The 15440-nt window shown below is 60.2% G+C and carries 11 protein-coding genes; 4 read left to right on the top strand and 7 right to left on the bottom strand.

The window, feature by feature from the left end; all coding sequences use genetic code 11:
• Positions 1 to 177 precede the first annotated feature (177 nt).
• Together ACYVM5_RS09640 and ACYVM5_RS09635 are read left to right on the top strand one after the other, a co-directional pair.
• Positions 178 to 687 carry a hypothetical protein gene (locus ACYVM5_RS09640; protein ID WP_460617910.1) on the top strand — a complete coding sequence of 170 codons (510 nt, stop codon included), beginning with the start codon at positions 178 to 180 and terminating at the stop codon, positions 685 to 687.
• A gap of 33 nt (positions 688 to 720) precedes the next feature.
• Positions 721 to 1194 (top strand): hypothetical protein, encoded by a 474-nt coding sequence (locus ACYVM5_RS09635; protein WP_460617909.1) that lies wholly within the window; start codon positions 721 to 723, stop codon positions 1192 to 1194.
• A gap of 58 nt (positions 1195 to 1252) precedes the next feature.
• Here ACYVM5_RS09635 and polA read toward each other — a convergent pair whose 3' ends face one another.
• Positions 1253 to 4144 (bottom strand): DNA polymerase I, encoded by a 2892-nt coding sequence (polA, locus tag ACYVM5_RS09630; protein ID WP_460617908.1) that lies wholly within the window; start codon positions 4142 to 4144, stop codon positions 1253 to 1255.
• A gap of 178 nt (positions 4145 to 4322) precedes the next feature.
• Between polA and ACYVM5_RS09625 the strand changes: the two genes are divergently transcribed.
• Positions 4323 to 5063 (top strand): DUF4197 domain-containing protein, encoded by a 741-nt coding sequence (locus tag ACYVM5_RS09625; protein ID WP_460617907.1) that lies wholly within the window; start codon positions 4323 to 4325, stop codon positions 5061 to 5063.
• An 8-nt stretch (positions 5064 to 5071) separates the two neighbouring features.
• Here ACYVM5_RS09625 and ACYVM5_RS09620 read toward each other — a convergent pair whose 3' ends face one another.
• The 5 genes from ACYVM5_RS09620 to ACYVM5_RS09600 all read right to left on the bottom strand — a co-directional run bounded on the left by ACYVM5_RS09620 (position 5072) and on the right by ACYVM5_RS09600 (position 13482).
• Positions 5072 to 7495, bottom strand: a complete 2424-nt coding sequence (locus ACYVM5_RS09620) for an MG2 domain-containing protein (protein ID WP_460617906.1) — start codon at positions 7493 to 7495, stop codon at positions 5072 to 5074.
• 25 nt (positions 7496 to 7520) lie between these two features.
• A complete protein-coding gene (locus ACYVM5_RS09615; RefSeq protein WP_460617905.1) occupies positions 7521 to 8651 on the bottom strand; it encodes a DUF4249 domain-containing protein in 1131 nt (376 codons plus the stop codon).
• A gap of 99 nt (positions 8652 to 8750) precedes the next feature.
• On the bottom strand, positions 8751 to 9878 hold the full coding sequence (locus tag ACYVM5_RS09610; RefSeq protein ID WP_460617904.1) for a DUF4249 domain-containing protein: 1128 nt from the start codon (positions 9876 to 9878) through the stop codon (positions 8751 to 8753).
• A gap of 6 nt (positions 9879 to 9884) precedes the next feature.
• Positions 9885 to 12659 carry a TonB-dependent receptor gene (locus ACYVM5_RS09605; RefSeq protein WP_460617903.1) on the bottom strand — a complete coding sequence of 925 codons (2775 nt, stop codon included), beginning with the start codon at positions 12657 to 12659 and terminating at the stop codon, positions 9885 to 9887.
• Between the two features lie 64 nt (positions 12660 to 12723).
• Positions 12724 to 13482 (bottom strand): hypothetical protein, encoded by a 759-nt coding sequence (locus ACYVM5_RS09600; protein WP_460617902.1) that lies wholly within the window; start codon positions 13480 to 13482, stop codon positions 12724 to 12726.
• Between the two features lie 527 nt (positions 13483 to 14009).
• On the opposite strand from ACYVM5_RS09600, the gene ACYVM5_RS09595 reads away from it, so the two are divergent.
• Positions 14010 to 14636 carry a 3'-5' exonuclease gene (locus ACYVM5_RS09595; protein WP_460617901.1) on the top strand — a complete coding sequence of 209 codons (627 nt, stop codon included), beginning with the start codon at positions 14010 to 14012 and terminating at the stop codon, positions 14634 to 14636.
• On the opposite strand, the gene ACYVM5_RS09590 is transcribed toward ACYVM5_RS09595, so the two are convergent.
• Positions 14633 to 15349, bottom strand: a complete 717-nt coding sequence (locus ACYVM5_RS09590; protein WP_460617900.1) for a LytR/AlgR family response regulator transcription factor — start codon at positions 15347 to 15349, stop codon at positions 14633 to 14635. The two genes, ACYVM5_RS09595 and ACYVM5_RS09590, sit on opposite strands and share 4 nt — an antisense overlap.
• Positions 15350 to 15440 lie beyond the last annotated feature (91 nt).

Below are 15440 nucleotides of genomic sequence, written 5' to 3'. Positions count from 1 at the left end.
CGTTGGGGTACACACGCTGATGCCCTCACAGAAGAAGGTGTGCGAATACGTGCCTGATATAATGAATATTAGGCTTTCGTACTGTGGGGCAGCCCGAAAGCTCTTCTGCCAGTAAAAAGTAATGTGGCTTTTTGAGCGTAGCTTGAGCACCGTATAAACCAGAATGCCTCTACCACGATGAAAACAACCCTGCTTTGTTTATTGACGATGGCCTGCGCGTTGAGCAGCTGCAAAAAGGATGCGTCGGCTCCGGACAAGACGAAAATGCTGGTCGCTCATCCCTGGCGCACCACGGCCCACAAGCATATCGAGGCGCAAGAAGTTATTGTTGGTGCTCCTTTTGTTACTGTTGAGGACAGTTACGCCCGTTACAATGCTTGCTATCGCGACAATATCTTGACGTTTCAGAACGACAATCAGGCCATCTCCAACACGGGGAGCTTGCACTGTTCTTCGGCCGAGCCGGCCAGCTTCAACAACCACTGGTACCTGACAAAAGACGAGGGTACCCTGCTGACGGATGGTCTGTATCCAATGTTGGGACAGAATTATGTCTACGGTTCAATTTTGGAATATGAACTAGTGGACCTGACTGATTCGACCCTAAAACTGAAAATAAGCTCTCACTACAGTCAGTCCTCTTTCCCCGTGAGCGTTACGGACGAATATACCTTCAGCGCGCTATAGGCTGCTCTTTTCCATTTCCAGCAATTACCTGCCATGATTCGCAATTCAATACTCCTTGTGCTGGCCGCCGTCAGCATGCTAAGCGCCTGCAAGAAGGAAGACACGCGCACAAAAGAAGAACTCTTACAAGCTAGTCACTGGAAAGTGACTGCCGAACAGCGGGTGGATGTCGTTGCAGGCGGTACGCCGGTAATTACCAATTCCCCATCGCGTTGCAGTACTCCTAACTCATGCTATTGCGATGACTACATCGCCTTTTTGCCGAATCATCAGCTAGATAGAAATGAAGGTGCACTACAATGCACCTATTATGGGTCAGCTGCGGGTAGCGGCAAGTGGTACATCGACCAGAAAGACCAAACCCTCGTTGCTTCATACCTGACAGGATATCAGGGCTATTGGGCATTTAAAATCGAGGAGCTGTCTGCTAACACACTCAAAGTGAGCAACCAGATAGTGAACGGAACAACCGTGAGCACCTTCTACACTACTTTTAAAGCAGAGTAAATACGAAATTTATCAAGAGCAAAAGGCCCCGGGTTTTAGAAAGCCCGGGGCTTGTTGTTTAGTGTGCCTGCAGCCAGTTCTTGCCCGAGCCTACCTCCACCTCCAGCGGCACGCCGTGGGGCAGGAGCAGGGCCGTAGTCATCAGCTCCTTGATTTTGGGCGTGATGTACTCCACCTCCTCGGCCACGGCGTCGAAGACGAGTTCGTCGTGCACCTGCAGAATCATCTTGGTGCCGAGCTTCTCCTCGCGCAGCCAGTGGTGGATGTTAATCATGGCCATTTTGATGATGTCGGCGGCCGTGCCCTGGATGGGGGCGTTGATGGCGTTGCGCTCGGTGTAGCCGCGCAGCGTAGCGTTGCGCGAATTGATGTCGCGCAGGTAGCGGCGGCGCTTGAGCAGCGTCTCGGCGTATTCCAGCTCGCGGGCCCGGTTGATGCTGTCGTCCATAAACGCCTTCACCGACGGGAATTCCTGAAAGTAGGTTTCGATAATGTCCGTCGCTTCCTTGCGGCTGATGCCAATGCGCTGGGCCAGCCCGAAGGCCGAAATGCCGTAGATGATGCCGAAGTTGACGGTTTTGGCCTTGCGACGCATCTCCGAGTCCACTTCCTCCAGCGGCACGCGGAACACCTTGCTGGCGGTGCTGGTGTGCACGTCTTGGCCCAGGCGGAAGGCCTCAATCATGGTTTTATCGCCCGAGAAATCGGCCATAATGCGCAGCTCCACCTGCGAGTAGTCGGCCGCCAGCAGCACGTGCTTATCGTCGCGCGGCACAAAGGCTTTGCGGATTTCCCGGCCCCGCTCCGTGCGGATGGGGATGTTCTGCAGGTTGGGGTTGGTGCTGCTGAGCCGGCCGGTGGCGGCCACGGCCTGGTTGAAGTTGGTGTGCACGCGGCCATCTACTACGCTCACCAGCTGGGGCAGGGCCTCCACGTAGGTGCTGCGCAGCTTGGTGAGCTGGCGGTATTCGAGGATGAGGGCGGCGATGGGGTTTTCAGCGGCGAGCAGGCTCAGCACTTCCTCGCCGGTGGCGTACTGGCCGGTTTTGGTTTTCTTGATTTTGCCCTTGCCGATGTCCATTTTATCGAACAGCACCTCGCCCAACTGCTTCGGCGAGCCGATGTTGAACTCCTGCCCGGCCTCGCGGAAAATCTGGGTTTCGAGCTCCGCGATGTACCCCTGCAGCTCGGCCGAGTATTCGCCCATCGCCACGCTGTCAATCTTCACGCCCTCGTACTCGATGTCGGCCAGCACAGGTACCAGCGGGTTTTCTACGTCGTTGAGCAGGCCCAGCAGGCCCAGGTCTTTCAGCATAGGCTCGAAGACGTGCTTGAGTTGCAGGGTCACGTCGGCGTCTTCGCAGGCGTAGTCTTTCACGGCGGCCGGGGGCAGGTCGGCCATGGTTATCTGCTTTTTGCCTTTGGGGCCGATGAGGTCCGTGATGGGCACCGGCGAGTAGTGCAGGTAGGTTTCGGCCAGCACGTCCATGTTGTGGCGCATGTCGGGCTCGATGAGATAGTGGGCCAGCATCGTGTCGAACAGCGGCCCCGAAATATTGACCTTGTAGTGCTTGAGGATGGTGAGGTCGTACTTAATGTTCTGGCCGATTTTCAAAATCGTCTTCGACTCGAAAAACGGGCAGAACTCATCCACAATGGCCTGGGTGGCGGCCTGGTCGTCGGCCGGCACGGGCACGTAATACGCCTCGCCCGGCAGCCAGGCGAAGCTCAGACCCACCAGCCGCGCCGTCATGGTATCGAGCCCGGTGGTTTCGGTGTCGAAACTCACTTCCTCCTGCTGCAACAGAAACGAAAGCAGCGACTTGCGCAACTCAGGCGTGTCCATCAGGTGGTAGTTGTAGGGCACGTCTTCGAGGCGCTTGCGCGGGCCGGCGGGGGCGCCGTACTGGCCGGTTTCGCCTTCCTCCGCGCCAATTGCCACGGCCTCATCGCCGGGGTTGCCAAAGAGCGAGGCCTGGCCGCCGGGCACCAGCTTGGGCCGCCGCACGGGCTTGGAGCCGGGCGCGGCCACGCCGGCCGGCGTGCGCTCCGGCCCGCCGCCGCTCAGGATGCGGGCGGCTAGCTGCCGGAATTCCAGCTCCTCGAACAGCTCGCGCAGGGTGGCTTCGTCGGGCGCATCGAGCACCAGCTTTTCAGGCTCGAATTCCAGCGGCACATTCACGTGGATGGTGGCCAACTCCTTGCTCAGCAGGCCCTGCTCGGCGAAATTGCGCACGTTTTCCTGCTGCTTGCCCTTGAGCTCGTCCACGTTGGCCAGCAGGTTTTCGACGGAGCCGTACTTCTGAATCAGGGTCTTGGCCGTCTTCTCGCCGATGCCGGGGATGCCGGGAATGTTATCCGAAGCGTCGCCCTGCAGGCCCAGAATGTCAATCACCTGCTCCACGCGCTCAATCTCGAAGCGGGCCAGCACGTGCGGCACGTCCAGGATTTCGGCCGCGTTGCCCATGAAGGCGGGGCGATAGATTTTGATGTGCTCCGTCACCAGCTGGCAGTAGTCCTTGTCGGGCGTCATCATAAATACTTCAAAACCCTCCTTCTCGGCCTTCTGCGCCAGCGTGCCAATCACGTCGTCGGCCTCAAAGCCGTCCAGCATCAGGATGGGAATGTGGAAGCCCTGGATGATTTTCTTAATGTAGGGCAGCGCGATGCCGATGTCTTCGGGCATGGCCTGGCGCTGAGCCTTGTAGGCGGCAAACTGCTCGTGCCGGAAGGTCTTTTTCGGCCCATCAAAGCACACGCCGATGTGGGTGGGCTTTTCCTTTTGCAGCACTTCCACCAGCGTGTTGGTGAAGCCGAGCACGGCGCCCGTGTTCATGCCTTTGGAGTTGATGCGCGGGTTTTTGCTGAACGCGAAGTGCGAGCGGTAGATGAGGGCAAACGCGTCGAGCAGGAAGAGCTTCTTGGGGGCGGCGGGAGCGGTATCGGACATAGGGGCGAAGGTACGGAACGGGTTTGGCGGAGCCACACGGCCCGGCTGACGAATGGCGGCCGCCGGTCGGGAGAGGTGGCCCGATGGTCGATAACGTTACGAAGCCCAGGCCTCAGCGGCTAGGTTTGCCGATACTACTCAATGGGTGATTTCTACTTCCCGCTATTTCTGGTCAACTATGAAGTCTTTCACTATCAGTTTGCTGACGCTGTTAACCGTTTCGCTCTCCGCCTCGGCGCAGTTCACATTGCCCAAAATCGGCAACGTTAAAATACCGGCCATTGGCAAGGTCGGCACCACGGCCGCGCCCGGTGGCGTGAGCAACACCGACGCCGCCAACGGCCTCAAGGAAGCCCTCATTCAGGGCATCAGCAAGGGGGCCGACCAGGCCTCGCAGACGGACGGCTTCAATCTGAACTCGCTCATTCGCATCCCGTTTCCGCCCGATGCCCAGAAGGTGGCCACCCGGCTGCGGGCCATCGGGCTGGGCAGCCAGGTCGATGCCTTCGAGCTAAGCCTGAACCGGGGCGCCGAAGACGCGGCCAAAAGCGCCAAGCCCATTTTTTTGAACGCCATCAAAAGCCTCACCTTCACGGATGTGTGGAACATTCTGAGCGGCCAGAAAGACGCGGCCACGCAGTACCTCAGGCGCACTACCACGGGCCAGCTCACCACCGCGTTTCAGCCCATCATCCAGCAAAGCCTCGACAAGGTGGGGGCCACGCGCTACTACACCAGTCTGAGCAGCACCTACAACAAACTGCCGCTGGTGCAGCCCGTGCAAACCGACCTCAACCAGTACGCCACCGGCAAGGCCATCGACGGACTGTTCACGCTCATTGCGCAGGAGGAGGCCAACATTCGCCAGAATCCCGTGGCCCGCACCACTGAGCTGCTGAAGAAGGTGTTTGGCGGATAAACGGAAACCTATAGTGTCGGCTTCACTTCCAGCACCATTTGCTGGCTGGCCGGCTGTCCATCAGCAGTCAGGCCCTGCATCACTACCAGGTAGCGGCCGGCCTGGTCGCCGGTGAAAAAGCTGAGCGTCTGGGGCTGAGCGCCGGTTGCGGTGATATTCGGATTCCAGTAGAGGAGGTTACGGAGGTCGGGCAGGCGGCTTTGGGCGGCCGTGGGCGTGTCGTAGCGCGGGGCGTAAAACTCGCGCTGGCGCTGCACGCCTTCGTAGCGCTCCACCAGCACCCGCGGGTCGAGCTGGAAGCCTTCCAGGTCGCCTTTGTAGGTGCTGAAGCTAACCACGCCGTTGTACACGGCCAGTCCCTGAAAATACCGACTGTCAACGACTTCCAGCTTCCGAATCTTGATGGCCGGCATGGCCATCATCTTATTGGTGTTGAACACGGGCACCCCGTCGAGCAGTACCATGGGGTTTTCTTCGAGCAGGGTTTTATTCACCTTGTCGGCCACCAGAAAGTGGAAGCCGTTCTTCCGAATCCGGACCACCACGCCGGGCACATACTCGCGCAGCACTTCTTCCAGTACCTTGAAGCGGGTGTACTTATCCAGCAGGTAGGTTTCGTCGGGCTTGCCATAGAATGCCAGACTGTCGACCCGCTCGCGGGCATACAGGTTGCGGTACTTGCCGAAGTAGAGGTTCTGTACCTGTGCCTGCAGGTGGCGTTTTTCGTAGTCGGGCTGGAAGAGGGGCGTGAGGCCATACGTCAGACCCGGCCCCCCACTGCGGTAGCGCGTCGAGAACGGCTCAATCAGCTGAATCTGGCAGGTGCTGTCCTGTTGCGGGTCCGTTTGCACCACCAGGTCCTGCGGGCCATCGAAATGGTGCATCTCGAACTGCACCAGGCCCTCCTCGTTGCTCACAGCATTGGTCAGGCGAATGATGCGGCTCGGCGAGGATAAGTAGGTCATCACGCCCGGGCGCGGCGTGGTAGTGCCCGCCCGCGTGAGCCGGGCCTGCACCACGGGGCCGTTGGGCTCGGGCAGAAACTTGGGCGCCGGCAGCGACTGGGCCAGCACGTCCTCCCACCGAAACCGGCTCCAGCCCTGGGTCAGCATCAGATTATCGGCGGCTTCGGGGTCGTTGGCGGTGAAATAATAGTCCGGGTTTTCCACGGTGCCCTTCAGCTCCGAGGTCAGGCCCAGATACCGGTCGATGGACTGGGCCGGCGTGGCCGCGAGCGAGTCGAGGCGGTACACGGCCATCGAGAGGCTGGCGTTGGCCGTGGGGGCCAGCCCGCCCAGTGCCAGCTGCACCTGCACTTTGTCGCGCGGGCCATACTGGGGCTTGTCGGCCTGGGCCGTGAGGGTCAGGCCCGGCGTGGGGCGCTGAAAATACAGCCGCTCGGCCACGGGCTGCTGCGCTTCGTTGAACACGGTGAAGTGCGACACGCCTCCGAGCAGCTGGTCGGGGCGGAAAACATAGATAGCGTGGCCGTTCACCAGCTGCATGCGGGTGGCCAGCGCCGTTTGCTGCCGGGAGTGCGCCAGCAGAAACAGGGTTTCGGTCGGCCGTTGCGTGGCATCAACAGTCAGCGTGAGCTGGTTCGGGTCGCTGCGCTCCAGGTGCATGACGTAGCCCTGGGCGAAAACGCGGGGCAGCGGCCGGCTGATGGTTTGGCCTGGACCCAGCGTGAGCACCGCCGTGTAGGTGTCCTGGGCCGAAGTCGGCGTAAACAGAAAGCTGCCCATGCCCAGCCGCAGGGTGCTGAATGTAGCCACCACGGCCCCTTTCTGGTTCAGCACTTTGCCGGTGGCGGCCACGCCGCGGCCGGCCGGGCCGGTTACCTGCACGGCCACTTTGCTGCGCAGGCCCTGTACCAGGTTGCCGCCTTCCGGAAAAAACTGCGCTTCAAAAGCCACCGAATCCTTGGCCGGGCGGGCTGCCGCCCCCGACGCCACAAAGGTGTTCAGCACCGTTACCGGGCTGTGGAAGTAGGCTTCGGGCGCGAAGTTTTTCATCCAGCTTGTGTAGGCCCGCACAGTGTAGCTGCCCGAGGCCACCGAGGCCGGCACCACGAAGGAACCCTGCCCAACGGCATTCTTCAGCGCAATCTTACCCTGCAGCACAGGGTGATTTTTGGCATCGAGTACTTCCACGTAAGCCACGCTGCTCAGCGTGAGAGGGCGCGAGTAGGTGCCGTCCACAGCGTACACCTTAAACCACATGGTTTCGCCACTGAGGTACACGGGCCGGTCCAGGTGCAGAAAGAGTTTTTCCTGAATCCGGGCCTTTTCATAGCGCGCCAGCTGGCGCGGCAGGCTGGCCAGCGTATCGGCCTGGCCCCAGGCCGGAGCCACGCCGACCAGGCCCGCCACAAACAGGCTGGCAAAAGCCGGAGAGCGCCGTTGGCGGGATGCGATGAAAGTGTTAATCATAAACAAAGTCGCAAAAACAAATGGATTACCAGAACGATGGGCGTGTAGCCGAGCCCCGGCGGCGGCAGTCCACGCAGTCCGGCGACGAGATGAGGTAGGTTCCCGGAATCTGACTAACCGGTACGGAATAGCCCGCGGTAAAAAATGGAATGGGGCGAACTTTGGGGTCCAGCGTATCGGGCGGGGAGCAGCCGGCGTAGCCGTTGTTGTACGGCCAGTCGAGCGGCAGCTGGCCGCGTTCAATAAAAATGCGTTTTTGGACCAGCGAGTGCGCGCCCACAAAACCGAACGCCAGCTCGGTGTCGTTGCTCAGGCAGTGCACGTTGCCGGTGAGCTGGCTGGGCTGCGGGTCGAAGAGCGTGCCCAGGCTTTCCGTATTCTTTTGCAAGGCTTCCCAGTAGGTGTATTCTTCCTTGGTGAGGGCGTGCTGCTGCACCAGGATGCTGTAGCGGCGAAACAGCCGCTCGGAAGTGCGGGCTAGGCGGCGTAGCAGGAAATCCGACACGACATCCTTGTTTAGGGCCGTGGTTTTGGCCAGCTGAATGGCTACCGCCCGCTCATTGCCCCAGCACAGCGTAGGATAGGGCACCCGAATGGGAATGATGGCATTGTTGTAGAACTCCAGTACAGGCCTAACGGAAGGAATAATCTCCCAGGTCTCCTCGTATTCCCAGCGGTAGTACTGGGTGGCGCGGGCATCATCGTGGGCGCTGACGTAGATGCCCATGCTGGTGCTTTCGGGCCGCCAGTCCACCGCGTCGATGGGCGGCGTGGTTTTGGCCGGCACGAAATCAGAGGCATAGAGCACGCCGGCGGCCGTGGCAATGCGCAACCGGTAGGTACGGGCCGGATTAAGCGTGAGGTAAGCCGAGGTGTATGTGCCGGTCAGGCTTTCGGTGAGGTTGTACCGGGCTCCAACCATGTCCTCGATGTACACCGTGGCGCGGGTTTCGGTGGGCACCTTGGGCAGCGAGGAGATGGCAAACGTGCGCGAGAGCTTGATGGTGGTCACGCCCTGGCTGTTGATGAAGCCATCGACAACGAGGTAGCTGCGCTTGGCGGCCAGAATATCAGGTGAGTATGGGTCGACGCAGGCCGGCAGCAGCAGCACCAGCAGCCACACCAGCAGTCGGGAGTAAGGGGAGATAATACGCATCGGAAAGTTGAAGTGGAAAGTAGAAGCAAAATCACTCGGCTGGCGCGGGCAGGTTGCCAAAGGCGTGGCCGGGCGTTGAAGTAGCAGGTGCGGCCGCCTTCACCAGAACGCCGGCCGGTTAGAAGAGCCCCGTCGCCGGCAGTCGACGCAGTCCAGGGACGAAACGGTGATGCCATCCCTGACCTCACTCACGGGCACTACGAAGCCTGTGCGCAGCAGCGGGATGTAATTCCCTTTGGCCGTATCGGGCGGCACGCAGGCTTCGTAGCCATTCACAAACGGCCAGTCGAAGGGCAGCTGGCCGCGTTCAATAAAAATGCGTTTTTGGACCAGCGAGTGCGCGCCCACAAAACCGAACGCCAGCTCGGTGTCGTTGCTCAGGCAGTGCACGTTGCCGGTGAGCTGGCTGGGTTGCGGGTCGAAGAGCGTGCCCAGGCTTTCCGTGTTTTTGCGCAGCAGCTCCCAATAGGTGTATTCTTCCTTGGTGAGGGCGTACTGCTGCACCAGCACGCTGTAGCGGCGGTAAAGCCGGTCGGAGGTGCGGGCCAGGCGGCGCAATAAAAGGTCGGATACAATGTCCTTGCTCAAGGCCGTGGTTTTGGCCAGCTGGATGGCGGCGGCCCGCTCATTGCCCCAGCACTGGGCCGGGTAAAGCACCCGGATGGGCCGTATTGTATTGTTTGCGAATTCAATGGAAGGACTGAACGGCGGGATAATCTCCCAGGTCTCCTCGTATTCCCAGCGGTAGTACTGGGTGGCTTTGGTGTCGTCGTGGGCACTCACGTAAATGCCCAGGCCGGTGCTTTCGGCCCGCCAGTCCACCGCGTCGATGGGCGGCGTGGTTTTGGCCGGCACGAAATCAGAGGCATAGAGCACGCCGGCGGCCGTGGCAATGCGCAACCGGTAGGTGCGGCCTGTGGTAAGCATCAGGTAAGCCGAGGTGTATGTCCCGGTTGCGCCCTCGGCCAGGGGAAAGCGGGCCCCGGCCACGTCCTCGATGTACACCGTGGCGCGGGTTTCGTTAGGCACCTTGGGCAGCGAGGAGATGGCAAACGTGCGCGAGAGCTTGATGGTGGTCACGCCCTGGCTGTTGATGAAGCCATCCACTACCAAGTAGCTGCGCTTGGCGGCCAGAATCTCGGGCGAGTACGGGTCGACGCAGGCCGGTAGCAACAACACCAGCAGCCAAGCCAGCCCCCGGCACACCAAAGGAAAAGCAGGACGCATAGCGGGCTAGAATTTGAAGTTGTATGTCACCGTCGGGATGGGCTGGCCGAAGATGGACAGCTGGTACCCTTTAATCTGCCCGTTCGTTGCCTTGAAGTAGATGGAGTACGGGTTGCGGCGGCCGGTGAGGTTGTACACGCCCACCGTCCAGGAGCTGTGGGCCAGCTTCTTCACCTTGTGGCTGCCCTCGATGTTCAGGGCCAGGTCCACGCGGTAGTAGTCGGGCACGCGGTAGGCGTTGCGGTCCGAGTAGTACACGCGCAGCGAGTTGCCCACGTAGTACTCGGCCAGGGGCAGGGTGATGGGCCGGCCCGTGCTGTACGTAAAGTTGAGCGAGGAGCTGAAGCGCCGGCTGAAGCGGTAGTTGCCCACCATCGTAAAATCGTGGGGCTTGTCGAAATTGCTCGGGTAGTAGTTGCCGCCGTTAATCACATCGGCCGGGGTGCCGGCATTGGCCCGCACCAGCGAGCGCGAATAGGTGTAGCTCACCCAGCCGTTCACCTTGCCGGTCAGCTTCTTCACAAATACTTCCACACCGTAGGCTTTGCCCTGAGCATTGATGATGTCGGTTTCGATGTGCGGGTTGAGGACCAGCGTGGCCCCGCTCTTGTAGTCCACAAAATCGCGCAGCGACTTGTAGTAGGTCTCGATGGAGGCCTCAATGGTGTTCGACTTGAAGTTGCGGTAGTACCCCACCGAAAACTGGTCGCCAATCTGGGGGCGCACGTTGCCGTCGCTCAGCTTCCAGATGTCGGTGGGCGACACGGAGGCCGTGTTCGTGAGCTGGTGAATGTACTGGCGGGTGCGCGTGTAGCCCGCCTTCACCGACGACCGGTCGTTGAGCGAGTAGCGCGCCGACACGCGGTATTCCGGGCCGTGGTAGGTGGCCACGGTTTTGCCCGAAGCATAGTGCAGGGTGTCGAGCAGCGTATTTTCGGTGCGCGACTCGCCGGGGGCGTACTGGTACACATCGCGCGGCCCCAGGGCTTGGTACAGAGAGTAGCGCAACCCTAGGCTCAGCGAAAAGCGCGTGGTGATGTCGAACCGGTCAGAAGCGTAGATGGCGCTTTCCAGCCCCTGCTCGCGGGGCAGCACGTTGGGCGTTACCAGCGACTCGGTGCCCAGCGGCGTGAAGCTGCCCGGCGCAATGCGGTAGAACTGCGAGCTCACGCCAAAGTCCACCGTGTGGCGCGAGTTGGGGAAAAAGCTGAAATCGGCCCGTAGCGCCGGCTGGTCAATGCTGTATTTCAACTCGTAAGCATTCACCTTGTTGCCGTCGCTGCTCACGTTGTAGTCATAGTGGCTGTAGGCCCCGGTCAGCACGCCGTACAGCTTGTTGTTGAAGGTGTGCCGCCATTTCAGGCTGGCTGTCTGGTTGAGGTAGCGGTACGTGGTATCGCTGGCCAGCCGGAACCGGTCCGAGCTCATGTAAGCCGTGGCATAAATCGAGTTTTTGTCGTTGAACTCGTGGCTGACGTAGGCGGTAAGGTCATAAAATGCAGCCGAGCTTTTAGCAAAGTTCTTGTCGTTCAGCTGCTTCAAAATCCAGTCGGAATAGCTGGCGCGCCCGCTCACAATGAAGGCACTTTTGTCCTTCACCAGCGGCCCTTCCAGCGTGAGACGGCTCGTGAGCGGCCCAACCCCGCCCGAGCCGGCAAATTTTTTCTTGTTGCCCTCGCGGGTGGTGATGTCCAGCACCGACGACAGCCGCCCGCCGTATTTGGCCGGAATGGCGCTTTTATACAGCTCCACGCCCTGCAGAATGTCGGGGTTGAAGGCCGAGAAAAAGCCGAACAAGTGCGACGGATTATACAGCGTGGCATCGTTGAACAGAATCAGGTTCTGGTCGGTAGCACCGCCGCGCACGTTCAGGCCGGTGCTGCCCTCGCCCACCGATTTCACGCCCGGCAGCGTGAGCACCACCCGCAGCAAGTCGGTTTCGCCGAAGGCCGTGGGCACCTGCTTCATGGTCTTGATGTCAATCTTTTCGAGGCCCATCTGCATGCCCGAAACGTTCTTGTCCTTCTCGGCCTCAATCACCACTTCCTTCAGGGTCACAATGTCTTCCTCCACCTCAATCTCCAGCTTACCGTTGCCGCGCAGCACCACCTTGCGCATGGTGTTCTTGATGCCCACGCCCCGTACTTTCAGGTCGTAGCGGCCCACCGGCAGCGTGAGGGAGTAGGCCCCGAACTGGTCGGTGCTGGCCCCCACGTTGGGCGATTCGGAGTAGATGGACGCGCCAATCACCGGCTCGCCCGATTTCAGGTCGCGGATATGGCCGGCTAGCGTGGCCCGCCCCGTGCCGCCGCTGCCAATTTCATACACCTTGTACTCGGCGGCGCTCACGTAGCGCGAGCGGCCGGTGGGCGTGGCCGGCAGGTCAGTATTGTCGGGGCGCGCGGCCACATCCGAAGCTTCCACCGGCTGCGGGCTGAGAAAGTCGGCCATCACCATCGGCTCAATGGCCTTGCCCTGGTACACGAATACGCGGCCCTCGTTGTCGGTGGTGAAGTGGAATTTCGTGTTTTGCAGCGCCTGTTCCAGCACCGTGGCCACGGGCTGGCTCTGGGCCTGCACCGTCACAAACAGGCTGTCGACAGCCGCCGGGTCGAAGTAAAACTTCAGGCCCGTCTGAGCCTCCACTTGGCCCACAAACTGTCCAAACGGCATGTGGCTGAACGTACCGCTCACCAGTTTGGGCGCTTGCTGCTGCCCGTGGCCGGGCAGTGCCAGCAGGCCAAACAACAACAGCAACACTAAGGTATAAGCTTGCTTCATCGAATCGAGAAGATAAAAGGAACGGAAAGGCTATTGGATAAGGTGCGGGACCACAACTGCCGCGTTACGGCTGCGGCAGCAGGCTCACGTAGTATAGCGCCAACTCCGTCACGGAGGCGCCGAAATCGGCTTTGCCGAAGCGCAGCTTTTTCTCCCGGATGTGCTGCTGCACCTCTTTCTTGTGGTCGGCAAGCGCGCGCAAAACGGCGCTCTTGCTATTGATGGGCGAGTAAACCCCCGCCTTTTTTAGGTAGAACCTATCGACTGTTATAAACTCTGCGTTGAGGAAGCCCTGGGCCGGTACCTCCTGCAGGTTCTTCGCCCGTTTGGCCAGTACCTGCAGGCGGCTGTCATCCACCAGCAGTTCGTAGTAGCCCGTGTTCAGCACCCGGCCAGTGCTACTATCTGACTGAATACGAACAAAATGATGGTTGTCAATGGTGAATTTGCGCACGTGCTCGTTGATGAGCCGCAAGTTCAGCGGGCTGGTCGGCTGCGTGATTATTACCTGCTCCAGGACCACATCGTAAGCCAGCCGCAGGTTGGGGAAGTAGTGGTCGTTGTAGTACACGCTGCCGGGCATTTTGTCCGGCGTGGCAAAAAACTGGTGGCCTGTGCGGGCGTGGTAGCGCAGGGAGTAGTCCACGTATTCCGGGCCGTTGTACAGCTGCGGCGACCCCACGAAGGACTTGTTGTACCGGGCGGTAGCAGCCTCCACGGCGGCTGCCAGGGGCTCCGATGCCGGCCGTTGCTGGCCCAGGGCCGGGGCACTACGCCCCAGCATGGACAGAAGTGCCAGCAGTGAAATGTAGAATGTTTTCATGGTCAGAGAGGAGGTGGCTCTACGGGCCGGGCCGCAGGAGGCAAAAGAACATAGCTCGCCATGGCTCCGGCCGTGCTAGCTGAAGGAGGGTGCGCAATGCCGTAAAAAAGCAATGGAGGAAAGGCAACTGGCTGAAATGCTCATCGGGGTAGCGACTGCGGCATCAACCTAAGAGTCGAAGATAATGAATGTCAGGTGAGAGAGCTTGGAAAATGCGCCCTGCGCCCGCAGGCTGCGCCGCCTATGGGCCGCTGGCGGTAAGCCAATTAGCAGATATCCAATTCCGCCGATTGCGTTTTGCCTGAATAAGAACGAATTGGGAAACGGTAAAATTGCGAGCTGGGCTGTACCGCATTTTTAGCCGTTGAACTCAGTTCGTTGTTTTTAATGTCCTTTTAATCCCGTCCTGCAATGCCTTGGCCGAACGACCGCCAATGCTCAGCCACGCGCTGAGCCAGAGATGGCCCCGGTCGGCATCGCCGCTCCGACACGTCGGCCAGCTGCCCACTTCCGTACACCCGCTCCTTATGCGCTACGTTTCCCTCGACCTCGAAACCTCCGGCTCGAACCCCACCCGTCACCAGATTCTGGAGCTGGCCGCCGTGGTGGAAGACTCCCGCCACCCGCTGCCGCTAGCCGAGCTGCCAGCCTTCCGGCGCGTAGTGCGCCACCCCGAGTACGCGGGCACTGCCGGGGCCATTGCCCTCAATGCCCGCCTGTTTGAGGAATTGGCCCGGAAAGAGCCCAACCCCGAGCTGTGCACGCCCGCCGAGCTGCTGCCCCAGCTGCGCGAATTCCTGCTGCTCCACGGCTTCCGGCCTGATAAGCACGATTGCGTGAGCGTGACCATGGCCGGCAAAAACATTGCCGTGTTCGACCTGGGCTTTCTCAAAGAGCTGCCCGGCTGGGGCACCCTGGTGCGCGCCGAGCCCGCCATGCTCGACCCCGCCGCGTTCTACCTCAACTGGCGCAAAGACTCGCGCCTGCCCAGCATGAGCATCTGCAAGGCCCGGGCCGGCCTGGAGCGCGAAGTGGCCCACGAGGCCCTGGCCGACGCCCTCGACGTAGTGCGCCTGCTTCGCCCGTTCTACGAGCTGCCGGTGTACAAGCAAGTGCCAGCCATCAAAATACCCGAAGCGCCCGAAGAAGCTTAAATGCGCTGCAAGCCCTTGAAAAAGGCTTCCTGATACGACTTGCCAATGGGCACAAAATGGCCGCCGCTCAGGTTGGCCGTGTTGTCCTCAATGGATTCGATGTGCTGGGTGTTGAGCAGGTAGCTGCGGTGTACCCGCATGAAATTCGGGAACGAGGCCAGCCGGTTTTCCAGCGCCTTGAGCGTAGTGTACACAATGTACTTGTGCTTGGGCGTCACAATGTTGACGTAATCCGACAACGCTTCGACGTACAGCACATCATCGAAATTGATGCGCACCATGCGGCTGTTTACCTTCACAAACAGGTCGGCGCTGGTGGGGCTATCGGCGGCGGGAGCGGCGGTGCTGGCTGCCGGCGCACGGCGCGAAGCCACCCGCTGCACCGCCTGCGTAAAGCGGGCAAAGTCAAACGGTTTCACCAGGTAGTCGGTCACGCGCAGCTCAAAGGCGTCGACGGCAAAATCCTGCCGGGCGGTGGTGATAATGACTTCGGGCGGGTCGGATAGCACGCGCAGCAGCTCCAGGCCGCTGAGGTGCGGCATTTCAATATCCAGAAACAGGACGTCGACTTTATTGCCTTCGCGGAAAAACGTGAGCCCGGCAATGCCGTCGGCCAGCGAGGCCACCAGCTTCAGGTTGGGCGTTAGCTCGACGTAATGCTCCAGCGTAAGCCGGTTGATTTCATCGTCGTCGATAATGGCGCAAGTCATCATAGGATAGTAAAAAGAAAGAGCAGGATTCAGTTAATGGAGCAAGGTGTCAAATTCTTCGCCGATATAAAGTAACCACTCAGGGGGCAAAACA

It is taken from the genome of Hymenobacter ruber, assembly GCF_054783255.1.
The sequence above is the reverse complement of the archived record's forward strand: the minus strand, read 5'-3'. Positions and strand labels throughout refer to the sequence as shown.

Coding starts and splice junctions, on each gene's coding strand:
- ACYVM5_RS09610 (WP_460617904.1), bottom strand. CDS start 9,878: ATGCGTCCTGCTTTTCCTTTGGTGTGCCGGGGGCTGGCTTGGCTGCTG.
- ACYVM5_RS09640 (WP_460617910.1), top strand. CDS start 178: ATGAAAACAACCCTGCTTTGTTTATTGACGATGGCCTGCGCGTTGAGC.
- ACYVM5_RS09600 (WP_460617902.1), bottom strand. CDS start 13,482: ATGAAAACATTCTACATTTCACTGCTGGCACTTCTGTCCATGCTGGGG.
- ACYVM5_RS09625 (WP_460617907.1), top strand. CDS start 4,323: ATGAAGTCTTTCACTATCAGTTTGCTGACGCTGTTAACCGTTTCGCTC.
- ACYVM5_RS09590 (WP_460617900.1), bottom strand. CDS start 15,349: ATGATGACTTGCGCCATTATCGACGACGATGAAATCAACCGGCTTACG.
- ACYVM5_RS09620 (WP_460617906.1), bottom strand. CDS start 7,495: ATGATTAACACTTTCATCGCATCCCGCCAACGGCGCTCTCCGGCTTTT.
- ACYVM5_RS09595 (WP_460617901.1), top strand. CDS start 14,010: ATGCGCTACGTTTCCCTCGACCTCGAAACCTCCGGCTCGAACCCCACC.
- polA (WP_460617908.1), bottom strand. CDS start 4,144: ATGTCCGATACCGCTCCCGCCGCCCCCAAGAAGCTCTTCCTGCTCGAC.
- ACYVM5_RS09605 (WP_460617903.1), bottom strand. CDS start 12,659: ATGAAGCAAGCTTATACCTTAGTGTTGCTGTTGTTGTTTGGCCTGCTG.
- ACYVM5_RS09635 (WP_460617909.1), top strand. CDS start 721: ATGATTCGCAATTCAATACTCCTTGTGCTGGCCGCCGTCAGCATGCTA.
- ACYVM5_RS09615 (WP_460617905.1), bottom strand. CDS start 8,651: ATGCGTATTATCTCCCCTTACTCCCGACTGCTGGTGTGGCTGCTGGTG.